Raw genomic sequence first — 16237 nt, forward strand, 5'->3', positions numbered from 1 at the left:
AGCAGATGCAAGCACTGAACTCACCGCCCGGACCTACATGCTTGCGCCCGGCGCTGTCACTCCTACGCTGGCGGAGCTCAAGGCACGCACCGGGGCTCAGCGGCTGGGGATGGCTGCGCTGCCGGAGGATGCTGAGACGACCCCGATGGAGGTGGTCGGGCCGGCGGCTGCCTACGGCAAGCGGGCCAGAATCCCTGCCGTTATCGCGCCTGCGGAGAAGCCTGCGGAGGCGCAGACGTTCATGTCGCCGGCGGCGGTGTCCTACCCGGAGCCGGCCCGGGCCCGCTGACTTTGGAGGAGTGCAGGGGCAATCTGGCCGGGGCCTCCCGGGTGTATGTCAAGTCCCGGTTCGCGGTGTGTACGGGGTTGAAGGTGACGACCGTGTGGGAGAAGCAGAGCGGTGCGGTGGGTACCAGCTCGTACACGGTCTATGTGCGGGGCACTGTTCCCAAGGAAGCCGACCGCACCATGTACTTCGATTACGACGTCACCGATTTCACCGCGGTCGGCAGTACGGGGGTCTCCGGTCTGAAGATCGGCCTCAAGGGCGACATCGCCGCGGACTGGCCGGCGGCCGCGACACCAGTCACCAGCAAGACCTTGCCGGTGACCAAGACGTGGCTGGAGATGCGGTCCAACCCCCACTACACGCACTCCGTGCGCTACGCGCCCGGGCAGGGCAGCGGAGCCGGCGCGGCAGACGTGGTCGCGGCGGTCTACCAGCCGGAGGTGACCTCGACTCTCCCTGCGGGCTGGGTGGGCGAGAGCCCCAAGACGGGCAAGCCCTTCATGTTCGCCCCGCGGTGGGACTCGGCCTCCTATCTCCGCAACTCCACCGGCGCGGGCAATCCCGCGAACAAGGGCGGCGCGGCGTTCAGCATGATCGCCACCCTGGAGTACAGCTCCCAGCCCGGAGCGCCGGAGCAGGCCGTGGCCGAGCACATCAAGCAGGCGTTCGCCAACCCCAAGGCGACCAAGCCGCTGAACGCGCTGAAGAACGTCCCCGGCGACACGATCCAGGAACCGCTGCACCGTCTGTTCCTCGACCAGAAGCGTCTCGAGCGCAACCGGGCCGTCGCGGTACGGGAGTGCAAGCGCTACTGGGGTGCGAACTACACCGACGGCGGCAAGGAATGCGACGAGTTCCCCTTCGCCTCCACCTACGAAGGCTCCGCGATCGAGGAGTACGACACGCACGTCGAGAGGAACAACTTCTCGGTCCTGCCCATACCCGGTGACCAAAACGGTGCCGGCGGAACCCTGCTGCGCGGCTTCTACAACGCCAACCGCATCATCGACGGCCCCGAAGACGGCTTCATCGTAAAGATCAACTGACCACGGCCCCAACGCAGTGTGCCCGGCACGCTCCCGTGCCGGGCCCACTGTTCACCCGGCCTTCGGCCAGAAATCGATCACGTACCGCTCCACCCCGTACGCCGTCCCCGTATCCCGCGTCACCCGCTCCACCTCAGCCCTGCCAGTACACCTCACGCGGACCCTCCACAGACCTGCCCTCCCGATCCGGATCAGGTCCTGGGACCGACCCGAGCCCCAGAGGGCGACGTCGCCGGTGACCGACTCGTAGTCGATCTCCGCCCGCTCCTCCCACACCCCCTCAGCGTCGGGCTCGCCATCCCAGACCCTGGCAGTCACCGAGGCCGTATGCGTATGACCGGCACTGAAAAGATCGAACCGGCGGACGTGCTCCTGCAGGAAGACACCCCACCTGAAATCGTCCGGGAACGGCACGGGCACCACGCTGTCGTCCGACTCCTGGAAGCCGAACGACCGGAACTCCACCCTCGCCTCCAGAACCTGCTCCCCCAACAGAGTGGCCACAGTCCCCGCCCTCCCCCAAGCCCCTACGCGTTCACCCGACGGTAGAGCACACAGCTCCACCACTGACGGAATCCAAGCCACCACGGCCCGACGCCGTCCCCCGGACACACACAAGTCAGATGCCGGATCAAAGCGAAATACGCCACCGTTCCAATGACGCTTCCCTCCAGGGCGGCGTCGGCGCCACCCTGGCCCCCAGGCCGCGATGACGCTGGACGCCCTGCGGGTCGAGGAGTGGGGCCGGATGGTAGACGTGAACGTGCGGGGTGTGCTCCACGGGATCGCCGCTGCCGTGCCGTCATGCGCGCGCAGGACAGCGGCCACTTCGTGAACATCGCCTCCGTCGGCGCGTACGAGGGCGTCCCGACAGCCACCGTCGAGTGCTCCGGTAAGTTCGGCCCGCTCGGTCGCCTCCCGCAAGTGGCCGAAGAACACCAGCCCCGCCTACCGGGCCTGGCAGCTGGTCGACGTCAACAGCGGCAAGTGCAACTGCTCCTGCGCCGGCTCTGGGGCCGGCGAGGCGGCGCTCCAGGAGGACTGTCGCGACGGCCCCTTGCTCATGTGGCAGACCTGACGGACTACGCGGCCCACCGGGCGAGGCTCTCGTGGGTGCGGCGGAGCAGGTCCAGCGTCATGTGCTCCTGGGCCGGGTCAGTACCCAGGAGGCGGTTGAGGTGCATGTGCACATAACTTCGACATAGCTCGATCCGTGTACGGCTCAGCTGGTCCCGGCGGGTCAGGGAGTCGAGAAGCGCGGCGGCCGGGGCCAGGTCTGCACGGCGGACCTCGAACAGCGTCGCCGTGTCCGGGTCCAGGTGGCCGGGGCGGCCGAGGAACTGCCTCAACTCGCCCTGCAGCTCCCGGTAGACGGTACCGCCCGCCGACGAGGCCGCGGCCGCCGACCGCGAGAACTCCCTGCGCCGGTCGCCGGTCATGCCGAGGGAATCCAGCAGGTCGTCGACGCTGACGACGGCCAGGGTCCGGGGATCGACGGGAACCCTGCCCTCGGCGCCGGCCTGCAACAGAGCGGCGGTCACCGGGCTTTCGGCCATGAAGACCATTTCCGCGGCCCGCATGCCGTCTTCGCCGCCGTAACGGTCCACCTCGGGCTCGTAGGTGTCGAAGGAGAACTTGGTACACAGGGAGTCGTGCAGGAGATCGGCAGCCCATGAGCCGGCCTGACCGAGCAGCGTGCCCAGGAGCACGCCGGGCTCACCCTGGTAACGGATGCGGAGGTGGCTTTCCGGATCGGCGTAACGGACGAAGAACCAGCCGTCGCACAGCCCAGCGGTGGTGGCGAACTCTCCGAAGGTGCGCAGGGGGCCGGAGATCACCTCGTTCTGCTGCCACTGACTGCCGTACAGCTTCAGGTACAGCCAGTCGCTGCCGGGCGGACGGGATCGAGGGGGTACCGGTGTCCGTACGGCGTGTGGCGGCCGCGCAGTGGGTGCCGTCCGTTCCGCAGTCCGACGCCGGCGGACGAGGGGTACGACGAGCTCACTGGTGTGGCCGCCGGTCTCACCGGGGAGCCAAGCATGCTCGGGGCCGGGCAGCCCCTCCTGGATGACGGCCGATCGCCCGTCGGGGAGCCCGTGCAATTCCTCTCTGAGCACGTCGAGGTGTTGGTTCTGCTCCAGATCGAGCAGGAGGCGGTGGTCACCCACCGCCAGGTAGACGTGGCGCGGCACGTCCCAGTCGGCGCGCCAGGCTCCGACGGCGAGGGAGAATCCGTCGGCGGGCGCCGCTGCGAGCGGGCCGGTGGGATCAATGCGCCACTGCGCCGGGGCGAGGACGATGCGCCCCCGCTGCACACGCGGCAGGAACAGGAAGCCGGCCGCCGGCCCCCAGGAGAACGGGCTCACCTGGCGCTGGCCGTCAGTCGCGGCGGCAAGCAGGAACCGGGCGGGGGGCGGCGCTGCCATCAGATTCAGCATGTGTCCCTGCACCGCCACCACCTCGGCCCCCGCGGCTGGCCAGCTCACGACGAAGCGGCCGGAGCGGACGCTGACCACCAGCTCGCTCAGCGGCACGACCCGCTCCCAGGGCACGCCGGGCAAGGTACCGAGGACGCATTCGTGGCTGCGGAGCGCGGGCCGGATCGCGACATTCGCCGAGCGGGATGCCGCCGGCTGGTAGACCACTTCGACCGGCAGGGTGTCCGGGTCCAGTTCGGCCGCCGCTCGCACCGTTTCCTCCAGCGCACGGTACGCGGGCAGACCGAGCAGGTCAGCGAACCGGCCGAGGTGGCGCCCGGCCTCGGCCGAGCCGACGTTGGGTCCGATCACCAGCTGGAAATCACCGGCGTCGAGCCGCTCAAGCGACGCCGCGGCGATGAAGAGCGACAACTCAAGCGAGGGTGGATAGTCGTCCGGAGCGGCCGATGGGCCGGCGAGGTCCTCCAGGTGTTGGTCCGTCAGCTCCACGACCGTCCGGTGATCCCGGTTGGCACGCAAGGCGAGGTCGATCAGGAGTCGGTTCCGCCGGCCCGGAGTCCGCGTCGCCACGCCGTCCGCGTGCTGTTCGGACAACGGTCCGAGTCCCGTCTCCGGGTCGAGCATGTCGAGCAGCGGGACGTGGCACCCCGCCGAGTACTTCGCCTGGAAGGCCTTCCGGTATCCCGCCAGTTGCGGACTTCCCGCGGGGTGTGGACTGAGCCTGAGCAGGAGTTCAGCGGCACGGGCGGCCTCGGCTCCCACGGTCGCCCGCAGCGCATGGCCCCGGAGCGTGAGTGCCGCGTCGGTCTGGTAGGGCCCGCCGCGCTTCGGGACCTCGTGCAACGCGTGTGCGCGCCGGACGAGCGCGGACCAGGGGCCGGCCCGGTCCTCGACCGGAAGCCCGTCCCAGTCCGCCAGGTCACTGACGAGTGCCCTAAGCCTCTCGGCGGTGTCCCGCCCGGCCTCCACACCTTCCAGGCACCGGTACACGTGCGACGTGGGATCGCCACCGGTCAGGGGCGGGCGGAGCTCGGAGAGCAGGAACCCCTCCGACCATAGCCGGTCGACGAGCCGAGCGGCCTTCGCCGGTGTGGCCCCGGGTACTTGGCAGGCCACATCCGCCAAACAGGCGGCCGTGGCCGGAGACCGTGCCGCCGCTTCCACTACCCGGCGCACCGCCTCGGTGGTACGGACCGAGGCGTCGACGGCCGACCCGTCGACCAGCCACAGGCGTCCCGCGCGCAGGAACGTCGCGGGATTGGTCACCAGCCGGAGGCCGGCACGGACGGCCGGGTCCTGTTCCAGGCTCCCGACCAGGTCGGACAGCCATTCCATATCCGGACGGGTACGGGTCCGCATCGGTGTCGCCGCCAGGGCCAGGTCAGTGGCGTCGGCCCAGCGCACCAGGCCAACGCCTGCGAAGAGCCCGTAGGGCGTCGGCCTGGTGCTCATTCGGATGAGGTAGCGCACGAGTTTGCCGCGGACGCGTGCCGCCGCCCGGCCGTCCGGGCTCGTGCGTTCCAGGGCGTCGCTGAGGTCGCGGCTGGCCACCAGGACTGCGAGGCGCGCCCGCACGTCGTCGGGAAGCAGGGACCCGCCGCAGGGGGGTGGCCCGGCGGCCGCCGCCGCGTCCGCGGGGAGCAGGGGCGCCCTGATCATGGCCCAGTCCAGCGGACGGTAGACGGCTTCCTTCTTCATGACAGCAGGAACAGACGGTCCCAGGTGGGCTCAGCGTCCGTGCCGGCGGCCAGCAGCACCAGGGCGACACCTGCCGCTCCGTCGAGAAGGCCGACACGGTCCACAGGGTTGTCACCCGGTTCCAGCGATGCGAACCCGACCGGCCTGTCGGGGTCGTAAGCGGCAAGCAGCTGGCTCACGAGCTGCTTGGCCGCCCCGGTCAGGAACGGCAGGCGCGTGTCGTGCGCGAAGCGGAGGACGACTTGCAGCAGGCCCGCCACGCCGTGGCAGAAGGTCGGGGAGTTGATGGAGCGGGCATCGAGCGGACGCCGCATCACCGCGGCGACCGCCTCCACGGCAAGGTCCCGCAGGCCGTCGTCGTCCAGCGTCTCCCCCGCCAACCACAGGGCGCGCGCGACACCGGGACTCCCGTAGCACCAGGCGCTTCGGGCCGGGAGCGGCCACCCCCGCGGGAGCGCGCCCCGGGGGTCCGGCAGGGGAACGGCGCACGGCCAGTTGACGCCCCAGGCGTCGTCGCTGCGGTGCTCCACGAGCCAATCGGCCACGGCGCGCACCGCGTCGGCCTGTCCGGGTTCCTCCAGCCCGGCCCGCAGAGCCAGAGAGAGCACGGCCAGCAGACCCGGAACCCCATGCGCCAGACCGCAATTCATGTTGCCGGTCGGATACGCCTGCCGCTGGCTCTCGTGCAACAGCTCCGGCGGAGTCCCCCAGCCCGGCTCCGCGCCGACCGGCAGGGCCAGCCGGACGAGGGCTTCCAGCAACTCGGGGAGGAGACTGTGCTGATCGCGCACCAGCAACCGCGCCGCCATTCCACTGGCGCCGGAGACGAGGTCGAAGCTCTCGACAGGCACGCCCAGCCGAGTGCCCCGCAACGTCTCCGCCGCTGTCAGGATGTGGGGGGCCAGCTCCGCGTCGAGGACGTCGAGCAGCCGCTGGTAGCGCGTGCCGTCCCTGGAGAGCGATATCGCGGCGAACGCGAGTCCGCTCAGCCCGCTGTAGAGCCCGGCGTTCCGGGGTCTGATCCGCTCGGCTGCACGGACGCCCGCGGCGAGGAAATCGTGACCGACGGAGTCCCAGCCGAGCCCGGGCCGCCACTGGTCGAGATACGAACAGAGGACGGCGATACCCGCATCGCCCTCCGCCACAGAATAGGGCAGCCACCTCATGACCTCAGGAAATCGCGTCTGTCGGCCGGCCTTGCCCAGCGCCTCGGCGACGCGCCTCCCGTCCGTGATCCGCCCGGTGACCTCACGGGCCACCGACAGGGCAGCATCGCGCTGGGACCCGGTCAGCACACTGCTCCACGGCGGCGACGCGGCCCGGACGGGCATCGTCGGAGTGAGCTCGCGTTCCCTCACCGTGGCCTCCCGTGAACAGCGTCAGCAGATTGAACCGCAGGTGATGTCGCAGGTCACACACGCGGTCCCGATGTCACTGGCTCCGCAGTCGGCCAGGACGGTCAGCTCCTCACAACACCATTGCGTGCATTCGGACGCGTTGCACGTGTCCGTGCACCCGGCGTCGGAACAGGTGTAGAAGCAGCTGTAGCCGCCTTCGCAGGTGTCTCCGCAGGTCGATCCCTGGCAGGTCACCCAGCACGTTTCGCAGGTATTGGGGCATGGGACGAATGTGCCCTCCTCCGATCCCGGTTCAGGGTCTGCCTGCTGCCGGATACGGGGCCGGCACCGGAAATCCAGGTCGAACTCGTCTGTGGGGCGGGCGACGCGGTTGCGGGTGTAGGCGACGACGGCGCCTTCCCTGAGGGTGACCTCGGTGGCTTCCCCGGCCCGGAAGGGCGACCGCTCCTGGGGTATCGCCTCGGCGTGCTGCACGTCCTCGACGGCGAACTCGGCGTAGTAGTCGAGGTTCTTCGTGAAATACAGACGTCGCTGCCCGTCCCGTTCACCGTCCCCCGGGAATCCCTTGAGTTTCGGACCGGAAACGGGTGGATGAGCCATCGCCGTGCTCCTTACGGAACCTCGAACGAGAGGGATCGCGCGCATGAACGCCGACGATCGAAGGCCTCACTTCGATCGTGGCATCGCGGTGCCCGGCGGTCAACTCCACGCCGGCCCCGCGCCGCGGCTCGGCAGGGTTTAGTTTCCCAGGAGACCAAGCTCCGGGTCCGATCGCCTCGGACGGCAGGACCACCGCCTCGCCCTCGTGTTGCAGCCCTCGGCCGAGGTACCGCCGGCGATCCAGTGCTTGAAGCGGGTCCTCTGGTAACCGGTGCGGTCCTCTACCGTGAGCGGAGCGCGGCGACCACCGCGCCCATCGGCAGAACCTGCGGCACGAGGGCCGGTGCGGGCTGTTCGGCGGCGTGCGTCGCGGTGGGCAGGGACAGGGGAGGCCCGTGCCGTTCTCAGCGGCCACACCGACGAGGTGACATCCGTGGCGTCCAGTCCCGACGGGAGCAGCCTGGCCACCGGCAGCGTAGACGCGGTGGCGCGGTTGTGGGACCTGACCAGCGGGTCTGCCCGCGCCCCCCTCAGCGGTCAAAGTGATCTCGTCCTATCCGTCCATGACGCTGTCAGGGATCTCGCAGATGCTGCGCAGACGCGGCTGGAGTCAGATTCCCTGCCGTCGTGCCCTCGAGCGTGACGAGGCGGCGGTGGCCGGCTGGGTGAAGGAGGTGTGGCCGCGCCCGGAAAGACCGCGGCGGCGCTCGGGGCCTGGAGCCTCTTCGAGGACGAAGCCGGATTCTCGATGACCAGGCCCCGACATCACGCCTTCAACCTCAGTAATCACGTTGAGGTTGTCGGCCGGCATCAGGGCCGGGCTGGTCCGGGGCCTGATGTGCTACCGCCACACCGGTGACCTCGGGGACGGCTTCCTTGCCCCCTCCGCGGGCCCGGTTCCTCGACAGCGCTGCCCCGTTCCGGTGAAGTCCGGCCGTCCTCGGCGAAGTTCGCCCGCGTCGCTTCTAGGCTCTGGGCCGCTTTCACCATCCTTCTACCGAACGGGATACAACATGGCCGAGCAGGCCGACCTCATCCTCCACGGCGGCGACATCGTCACGCTCGCGGAGCACGGCGACGAACTGGGTAAAGCGGTGGCCGTCAAGGACGGCACCATCGTCTTCGTCGGCTCCGAGAAGGAGGTGCTGGAACGCTGGCGCGGCCCGGATACCCTCGTGCGGGACCTCGGGGGCCGCGCCCTGCTGCCCGGGTTCATCGACGCGCACGGGCACCTCGGCGGGATTGGTCTGCAGGCCGTCATCGCCAACCTGCTCGCCGACCCGGACGGCGACGTCGCCGATCTGGCCTCTTTGAAGGACAAGCTGCGTTCCTGGGCTGCGGGACCGGTGGGTGCGGACTCCGATTGGATCATCGGCTTCGGATACGACGACGCGATGCTCGCCGAGCGCCGGCACCCCACCCGCGACGACCTCGACGAGGTGTCCACGGACCGCCCGGTCCTCGCCATCCACCAGTCCTTCCACCTCGGCGCGGTGAACAGCCTCGGACTGAAGCGGCTTCGCTACTCGGCCGCCACACCCGACCCCGAGGGCGGGGTGATCCGGCGGCGCGAACTCGCCGTCCCGCCCTCGTACGGCGAGCCCGACGGCGTGCTGGAGGAGAAGGCGTTCACCCCGGCCTCGGACCTGGCGTTCGCGGGGCTGCCGCAGCGGGTGCTGCTGATGCTGTTCGCGACGGGCGCGGCCACGGCGGCGAGCTTCGGCTTCACCACCGTGCAGGAGGGCGGCACCACCCTCGCCAACCTCAAGGCGCTGCGGGACACGGCCGCCGCCGTGCCGCTCCCGGTCGACGTGGTCGCGTACGTGAAGGCCGATGAGGCAACCGCCTCCACGCTCGACGACCCGATCGGGGTGAGTGACGAGTACGTGGACGGCGTCCGCGCGGCCGGCGTGAAGCTGGTCCTGGACGGCTCGCCGCAGGGGCGCACCGCGTGGCTCACCGAGCCGTACCTGACGCCGCCGCCCGGACAGCCCGCGGACTACTGCGGGTACCCGGCGGTGCCGGACGACGCGGTGGTGGCCAAGCAGATCGCTACGGCGGTCGAGCGGGATTGGCAGGTCCTGGCGCACGTCAACGGTGACGCGGCGATCGACCAGTTCCTCAAGGCAGTCGAGGCCGCCGGGCCGGGTCGGCGGCCGACCGTGGCGATTCACGCGCAGACTGCCCGCAAGGACCAGGTCGACGTGTTCGCTCGGCTGGGAATCCTGCCGTCCTTCTTCTCGATGCACACCTACTACTGGGGCGACTGGTACCGCGAGACCGTTCTCGGCAAGAAGCGGGCGGAGGACATCTCCCCCGCCCGCTGGGCACTCGACAAGGGCCTGCGCTACACCTCGCACCACGATGCCCCGGTGGCGCTGCCGGACTCGATCGCCGTGCTGTCCAGTCAGGTGACCCGCCGCACCCGCAGCGGCCACGTCCTCGGCCCCGACCAGCAGGTCTCCGCCTTGGACGCGGTTCGCGCGATCACCATCAACGCCGCCCACCAGTACGGCGAGCAGGACCGCAAGGGCAGTATCGAGGCCGGCAAGCTCGCGGACCTGGTCATCCTCAGCGCGAACCCGTTGACGGTCGACCCCGAACAGATCCGCGACATCAAGGTGATCGAGACCATCAAGGCCGGCAACACCGTCCACCCGCCCGCACCCACCGGACAGGCTTGCGGAACCCCCTCGACCGCACCCACCCCGCAGTGGGGCTGCTCCTGCTGAACCGGCGCGCCCCTGCCCCACCACGCCCGGCGGCTGCGGCCGCCGGGCGTTGCGGGGCGGGCGGGGCCGGATCCGCCTTCGACGCCCCCGGTGTCAACGGCAAGAACGGAGCCGACGGCAAGACCGGCTGCATCATCCTGACGTCCTCCTGAGAGGCTCCGCTCCTGGGCGTGCCCTCCGTGGCGCCGTCCTCCGTGCGGCGCCACCGGTGTGTCCGTCGCGTGCGGCCGGTACCGCACGGCCCCGGACAGGAACAGCCCGTCCCGGGCCGCAGCACCGCGGCTGCTCAGCCCGACCCGCCGCGATGCACACGGCGCTCGGTTCCACACGCGATGCTCTCGGTCCGAATCCCGTGTCAGTGCCCTTCCTTCGCTGGTCAGGTGACCTGTGTGGTGGGTCAGGAGGCGGGCCGGAAGGGGCCGGCTGCGGGGGTGTCGCCGTACCGTCACGGTCGCGGTGGGCTGCGGACCATGCTTCGCGTCGACCTGCGGGGGTTTGGGGCCCGGAGCGGCGACCAGGACGGCGAACCAGATCGAGGCGACGACCACGGTCACCGCCTTGTCCCAGCGAGCCATGAACGCGAGCGCGGCACCCAGCGGCGGCACAACCAGCGTGGCCGGGACCACGGCAGGAACAGCCAGCGCAGGATGCCAACGACGCGACGCAGCCGGCTGCACAGGGGCAGGTTGCTGAGGAACGGGTGCTTCAGAAGGGGGAAAACACGACTCTCCAGACCGGCAAACGGGACGAGCGGGACCACAGGCTCACGACTGCCGCCAGGGATCAACGCCTCCAGCCGCATGATCGGCGCAGACTCATCGCCGCAATGGACGTCCGGCCGGCACAGCCCCCAAGCCGGGCCCTGCTCCCTGCTCCTGGCCCGCACACCGGCGTAGGGCAGGGCAGGGGCGGCCAAGAACAGCCACCAGCCACCCCACCGGGCCCCGCCCGCCGTAACCGGCGCTACGGTGCCGCCCGACCGTGAGCACTGCGAGGAGGCCCGGCGTCCCGGGGCGCTCGGGGGTACAGCCCCGGGACCGGGTGTCATCCCTGCTAGTCAACGACACGAACGCCGTACGGTTGCGGCCGCCCCACCACTGGACCTGGAGCCCTGGACCGGGAAGCGGCGACAACGCGCGACACGCCACGAACGGGTGAAGCACGACGTGCCGCCGCCGGCGGGCCGGGCAGTTCCCCCAACCGTTCCATCGGCCGGAGCTCCGCGCACGCTCTGGAGCCGGTGAGGCGGCACGGCGGGCGCTGGAACACTGACGGCGCACGAAGCACCGGTAACCGAGGGTGATCGGCGTGGTCATCCACCGGCGCCCGAGCTTCTTCGTGTTCCTGACGCGCGGTCAAGACCGTGCGGTCTCGACCGGCATCAGGACCTTGCAGCTCCCCTACGAGAGGACCCCCGTGGCCATCGGATTCCGGCTGCCACGCGGCTTAGCCGCCGCGAGCACCGCCCTGCTCACCCTCGCCGCCGTCCCGCTGACGGCATCCAGCGCCTCGGCCGCGACCCCCATCTGCCTGAGCGGCAAACTCCAGTACGACTACCAGTCCGCCGAAGCCGGCCGAGGCAAGCCCACCCTGACCAAGCCGGTCCGCAACGCGAACATCCAGCTGTGGGGCAAGGAGAAGTCCAGCGACGCCCCACGCCAGCTCACCGCCGACTACCAGTACACCGCCGTCGCCGACGGCGGCTTCAACCTCTGCCACACCCCCACCACCACGACCACGATGAGCAGCATGTGGGTGCGGTTCACCGCTGAGAGCACCCGGTTGTGGAAGGTCAGCGACACCACCGGCACCGCCTACACCTACGACTCGCCTGTCCAGAACAACGTGGCCGCCAGCACCGCCCTGGGCACCCTCAAGCCGTCGAACGCACGTGCCTGGCACGCCTTCGACACCCTCAACCTCCTGTGGTGGGCCCGCGGCAACCCCGTCAGCGACTGCTGGTCCTCTCATGAGGCGGACAACGCCTGCACGGAACTCAACGTCCAGTGGACGGCCAACTCGGCCGACGGCCCCTCCTACGACCTGGCCAACACCGTCCACCTCGCCGCCACCGATCCCGACTCCGAGCACACTGTGCTCCACGAAGCCGGCCACTTCTTCCAGCACCGCCTGTACAACGGCAAGTTCCCGCAGGTCACCGGCTGCAGCCCGCACTTCGTCGAGCAGGCGAGCTCCCCCAGCTGCTCCTGGACCGAGGCGTTCGCCGACGCCACGGCCGCCTACCTCCTGAAGGACTACCGCTACGTGTGGCCCGACGGTGCCAGCCAGAGCTTCACCTACACCACCGGCTGGCACACCGGAGACCAGGTCCAGGGCAACCAGGACGGCGCGCTGCTGGACCTATGGAACAACGTCGACGGCGGCTGGGACCGGACCATCAGCGTGATGACGGCGCGTCAGCCCGGCACCTTCGCCGACTACTTCAAGACCGGGCGGCCCACCGCCAACCCCGCGCTCGCCACCACCGGAAGCGCACTCACCTACCTGGCCGCCCACGCCATCAACTACGGCCCCACCATCGTGGGCGACGGCCGGACCCACGCCCTCACCAACGGCGGCGGCCTGGCCCTGGAACGCGCCGACCAGTGCGGCGCCTCCGGCAGCTCCCCCGCCGTCCTCGCCACCTTCGACGCCGCGCGCGCCAAGCAGCGGTGGACGCTGCGGGCGGAGGCGAACGGCACCGCCAAGCTCATCGACGGCTGCCCGGACGCGCTCGTGCTGACCGCGCCCGGCACCGCCGGCGGCCAGGCCACCCTACGGGCAGTCAACTCCTCCAACCCGTGGCAGGACTGGAAGGTCACTCAGAACAGCAGCGGCACCTACACGATCACCAACCCGGCCACCGGCTACTCCCTCGACAGCGCCCCCGTCACCCCCGGCGCCGCCGTCACCGCCAACCCGGCCGGCAACGCCAACACCCAGAACTGGGCCGCCCTCAACTGACCACCTGACGACGGGCGCAAGGGCCCCGCGGCAGAACGCGGCGGGGCCCTTGATCATCGGGAAGAAATCCGTCGCCGGGCAGCGTCACAGGGGCAGCTGGCGCGCCCGGCGCGACGAGCTCACCGCCGACCAGCTCGCCTCGCTCGCGACGCTGGGCGTGACACGCCGCCTCGCTCGTCGTTGAGCTGGGAGGTCAGCGAAGTGGAGGCCCCGGGACGTCGTGACCCCCGGGGCCTTCGTCTTGTCCTCCGGCACCGGATGTGTGGTGCAACACAGGCTGCAACACAGGTTCCGGACGGCTGTGGGCTCGTGTTCGTGCAGGTCAGGGCGGCAACGCGCAGGCGTGTTGCAGCGCCGGTGTTGCACGGCCGAGCGGGTGCGTTGCAGCAGCGGCGCGATCGTCACCGCTTCGGGTGGCGGGTTCGCCGCGGCCGGGGGTGCCTCACCTGGAAGCACGCACCCCTGTGGCCCGGAGCGGCTGTACCGGAGCGGAGCCGACTGCCCTGCTCGCCGTAGGAGAAGGAGTCCACCCCTCATGACCGACGCCGCGGACACCCCTCCCGCCACCCGTGCCGCCCGCGTGATCACGATCGTCGCCGTCGTCCTCGACGTCGCCTACGTGGGCCTATTGGCCTTCATCTCGGTGCCTGAGCTCACGGACTACATGAGCGGCCGGGACATCGACTTCCCGGTGTTCCTGGCCATCGCGGCCATCACCGGCCCCGCCCCTGTTCTGGGCCTACATCGGCCTCGGCTTCGGGCTGAGCAAGACGGGCTGGGCGGCCGGCATCGCCCTCACCGGCATTCTCATCACCCTCACCTACGGGTGGCTCCTCGCGTCCTCCAACGGCCATGGCTTCGCCTACTGGCTGTTCCTCACCCTGATCGTCACCACCAACCCCGGCGCGTTCTGCGTGGTCCCCTACGCCCTCGTCCGCGGCACCGTCGGACGTCGCTGACCCTCTGAGCCGGATCCGCACAGGCCCCGGCCTACGTTCGCGTACCCCACCGACCGGCGAAGTCCTCCAGGGCGCGGCGCTGCTGCTCCTCGCGGGCGATCTGCTGCGCGAGGACGTCGCGGTCGATGTACGGGTCGCCGGCGGCGAGGACCAGGCGCTGGAGTTCGTCCGGCTCCAGGGCTTCGACCTCCCACTGCACCGGGCGCTCGATGTCGAAGCCGTAGCGGCGGGCGAAGGCCGGCCATCTCGGGTCGCCTCGCTTGCCCTCGGTCGCCGGGAGCCCGTACGCGCGCATCTGCTCGTAGGTGAGCAGCACCCGGGTCACCGAGTCCCAGCAGCCCGTCCGCTCCACCCAGTCCCGCTCGATGTCCTCGCCGGAGCAGTCGAAATCACCGACCACGGCAAGGTGGGCTTCGCGTTGCTCGTGGGCGAACCGGAGGCGGACGACGTCGGCGTAGGACCAGGCAGCGTCTTGTCGATCACTTGTCGAGCCAGATGAGGGTGCTGGCGAGGGTGATCGCGGCCTGGGTGCAGTCGTTTCGGGTGCCCGCGGTCACCACGAACGCCAGTGGGCGGCCGCGTCCGTCGCAGGCGAGGTGAATCTTGCTGGTCAGCCCACCGCGGGAGCGTCCGAGTGCCCGTTCGTCGAGCCCCCTTTGGCAACGGTGTGCTGGTGGGCTCGCACGATCGTGGAGTCGATCGCGACCAGCCAGTCCACCTCACCCCTGGTCTGGGCGGCGGCCAGGAGACGGTCGAAAGTTCCGTCTGCCGCCCAGCGGGCGAAGCGTCCGTGGACGGTCTGCCACGGACCGAACCTCTCGGGCAGATCCCGCCAGGGCACACCGGTACGGAACTTGAACACGATGCCTTCCAGCACCTGACGGTGATCACGCTACCGGCCACGGGCCCGCCCCACCGGCGGCAACAACGGCGCGATCACCGCCCGTGCGGCATCAGACAACTCGGCTTCCCTCATGACCGGACCACTAACAATCCGATGATCGGAAAGACACCCCCTAGGGGGTGTCCGCAAAGTAGCGCCGTCCGCCCGGAGGGCGGTCCCGCGGCGTCCGGTGCGTGCTCTCGGCGTGCCGGGCGGAAGCCCTTGTACTGGACGTACTCGGGATTTCGCCCGGTGCGCCGAGAGCGCGTGCCGGGCGTCGCGGGGCAGGCGGGACTTTGCGGACACGCCCTAGGACTTGTCTGGCCGGTCCGGTCCGGAGCCAGACAAAACCGGTCCGGCCCCGGGCAGAGCCGGCAACCGGCGACTTCAGCATTCGTCCGGTCCCTTTTCTACGCCGGGTCACCAGCACAACCGCGGGTCCTGTACGTGCTCTGGCGAGTGCCGGTCCTCTCCCCTGCCCAGACCGGTCCGGACCAAGAAGCCGGGGTCAACGTCCCACAGCGGCGTAGCGGTGTGAACTCGCTGGGTGCCGGGGATGCCCACCTCGAGGAGGACTCCGTCGCGGAACATCCACAGACCGAACAGGTCGTCGTCCTGGTCGTGCAGCATGACCTGCACGCAGTCGGGCTCGTTCCAGGGCAGGGACTCCAGGTCCTTGAGCACCCCGCGACGCCGATGCGACTTCTCGAACTCGATGTGCCAGCCCCCTACGAGCCAGGGGATCTGTACGAAGCAGCCCTGCCAGGTGCGGGCCTCGTCCGGCCGCGTCAGCGGTTCCATCACCTCGTCCTCGTACCGCGCCAACACGATGACCTGTGCCATTCTGCTCATGCCCACATGTCATACCGCGCCGGGCACCGAAGGCAAACTGCGGTTTGGGACCCTGAGTCGACGGGGCCGCCGGAGTGGTAGGAGTGGCTCTAGTCACGGGTTGTGGTTCTGGCACACATTCCGTGAACGATCTTGCCGGCCCCTCCGTCGGCAGGCGGAACGCATCACGTGAGTTGCGCGGATTGGATGTCACACGAGGCTGGTGGAACCCGAGTGTCGGCGGCCAGTTGCGTATCCCCGAGTACGGCCTATCACGACGGCACCTTCCGTGGCCGGTGCAGCGGTGTCGGCCGTCTGTCGGTCATGGACAACGACTGTCGGCGCTTTGTCGGTGGGTGCAGCGACCTTGGGGATGCGGTCGGTGGCGTCCATGAAAGCTCATGCCGTCCACGACCGCCCGTGAGGCCCGTGCGTGCGG

The 16237-nt window shown here is 70.1% G+C and carries 10 protein-coding genes and 3 pseudogenes; 6 read left to right on the top strand and 7 right to left on the bottom strand.

From position 1 onward, the window contains the following. Positions 1–372 precede the first annotated feature (372 nt). Positions 373–1335, top strand: a complete 963-nt coding sequence (locus tag ACFY1T_RS16250) for a hypothetical protein (RefSeq protein WP_390788682.1) — start codon at positions 373–375, stop codon at positions 1333–1335. A 51-nt stretch (positions 1336–1386) separates the two neighbouring features. Here the strand turns inward: ACFY1T_RS16250 and ACFY1T_RS16255 are convergent, their stop codons facing one another. Beyond that, positions 1387–1839 (bottom strand): hypothetical protein, encoded by a 453-nt coding sequence (locus tag ACFY1T_RS16255; RefSeq protein WP_390788683.1) that lies wholly within the window; start codon positions 1837–1839, stop codon positions 1387–1389. Positions 1840–2050: 211 nt separating this feature from the next. Here ACFY1T_RS16255 and ACFY1T_RS16260 point away from each other — a divergent pair. Then, a pseudogene (locus ACFY1T_RS16260) lies at positions 2051–2235 on the top strand (SDR family NAD(P)-dependent oxidoreductase); the annotation flags it as partial. A 182-nt stretch (positions 2236–2417) separates the two neighbouring features. On the opposite strand, the gene ACFY1T_RS16265 reads toward ACFY1T_RS16260, so the two are convergent. The 3 genes from ACFY1T_RS16265 to ACFY1T_RS16275 are packed head-to-tail and all read right to left on the bottom strand — an operon-like array spanning position 2418 to position 7429. Continuing rightward, positions 2418–5471 carry a lantibiotic dehydratase gene (locus ACFY1T_RS16265; protein ID WP_390788684.1) on the bottom strand — a complete coding sequence of 1018 codons (3054 nt, stop codon included), beginning with the start codon at positions 5469–5471 and terminating at the stop codon, positions 2418–2420. Further along, positions 5468–6829: a lanthionine synthetase C family protein gene (locus ACFY1T_RS16270; RefSeq protein ID WP_390788685.1), complete on the bottom strand. Its 1362-nt coding sequence runs from the start codon at positions 6827–6829 to the stop codon at positions 5468–5470. The genes ACFY1T_RS16265 and ACFY1T_RS16270 overlap by 4 nt, the downstream gene beginning before the upstream one ends. A gap of 21 nt (positions 6830–6850) precedes the next feature. After that, the gene (locus tag ACFY1T_RS16275; RefSeq protein WP_390788686.1) at positions 6851–7429 is read right to left on the bottom strand and encodes a hypothetical protein; all 579 of its coding nucleotides are present in this window, start codon (positions 7427–7429) and stop codon (positions 6851–6853) included. A gap of 343 nt (positions 7430–7772) precedes the next feature. Here ACFY1T_RS16275 and ACFY1T_RS16280 point away from each other — a divergent pair, with 343 nt between their 5' ends. The 4 genes and pseudogenes from ACFY1T_RS16280 (at position 7773) to ACFY1T_RS16295 (ending at position 13125) form a co-directional block, all read left to right on the top strand. Further along, entirely contained in the window at positions 7773–8072 is a 300-nt protein-coding gene (locus tag ACFY1T_RS16280; RefSeq protein ID WP_390788687.1) for a hypothetical protein, read from the top strand. Continuing rightward, positions 7984–8181: pseudogene (locus ACFY1T_RS16285) on the top strand (winged helix-turn-helix domain-containing protein); the annotation flags it as partial. The gene ACFY1T_RS16280 and the pseudogene ACFY1T_RS16285, both read left to right, overlap by 89 nt. Positions 8182–8442: 261 nt before the next feature. Then, positions 8443–10161 (top strand): amidohydrolase, encoded by a 1719-nt coding sequence (locus ACFY1T_RS16290; protein ID WP_390788688.1) that lies wholly within the window; start codon positions 8443–8445, stop codon positions 10159–10161. Between the two features lie 1308 nt (positions 10162–11469). Further along, positions 11470–13125: an RICIN domain-containing protein gene (locus tag ACFY1T_RS16295; RefSeq protein ID WP_390788689.1), complete on the top strand. Its 1656-nt coding sequence runs from the start codon at positions 11470–11472 to the stop codon at positions 13123–13125. Positions 13126–14115: 990 nt separating this feature from the next. Here ACFY1T_RS16295 and ACFY1T_RS16300 read toward each other — a convergent pair. The 3 genes and pseudogenes from ACFY1T_RS16300 to ACFY1T_RS16310 all read right to left on the bottom strand — a co-directional run bounded on the left by ACFY1T_RS16300 (position 14116) and on the right by ACFY1T_RS16310 (position 15819). Next, positions 14116–14484, bottom strand: a complete 369-nt coding sequence (locus tag ACFY1T_RS16300) for a hypothetical protein (RefSeq protein WP_390788690.1) — start codon at positions 14482–14484, stop codon at positions 14116–14118. Between the two features lie 127 nt (positions 14485–14611). Beyond that, a pseudogene (locus ACFY1T_RS16305) lies at positions 14612–15060 on the bottom strand (IS5 family transposase); the annotation flags it as partial. 327 nt (positions 15061–15387) lie between these two features. Next, positions 15388–15819 carry a hypothetical protein gene (locus ACFY1T_RS16310; protein ID WP_390788691.1) on the bottom strand — a complete coding sequence of 144 codons (432 nt, stop codon included), beginning with the start codon at positions 15817–15819 and terminating at the stop codon, positions 15388–15390. Positions 15820–16237 lie beyond the last annotated feature (418 nt).

Origin of the sequence: Streptomyces sp. NPDC001194 (genome assembly GCF_042896985.1) — a bacterium.
Classification (GTDB): Bacteria; Actinomycetota; Actinomycetes; order Streptomycetales; family Streptomycetaceae; genus Streptomyces.

Coding starts and splice junctions, on each gene's coding strand:
- ACFY1T_RS16265 (WP_390788684.1), bottom strand. CDS start 5,471: ATGAAGAAGGAAGCCGTCTACCGTCCGCTGGACTGGGCCATGATCAGG.
- ACFY1T_RS16275 (WP_390788686.1), bottom strand. CDS start 7,429: ATGGCTCATCCACCCGTTTCCGGTCCGAAACTCAAGGGATTCCCGGGG.
- ACFY1T_RS16290 (WP_390788688.1), top strand. CDS start 8,443: ATGGCCGAGCAGGCCGACCTCATCCTCCACGGCGGCGACATCGTCACG.
- ACFY1T_RS16310 (WP_390788691.1), bottom strand. CDS start 15,819: ATGAGCAGAATGGCACAGGTCATCGTGTTGGCGCGGTACGAGGACGAG.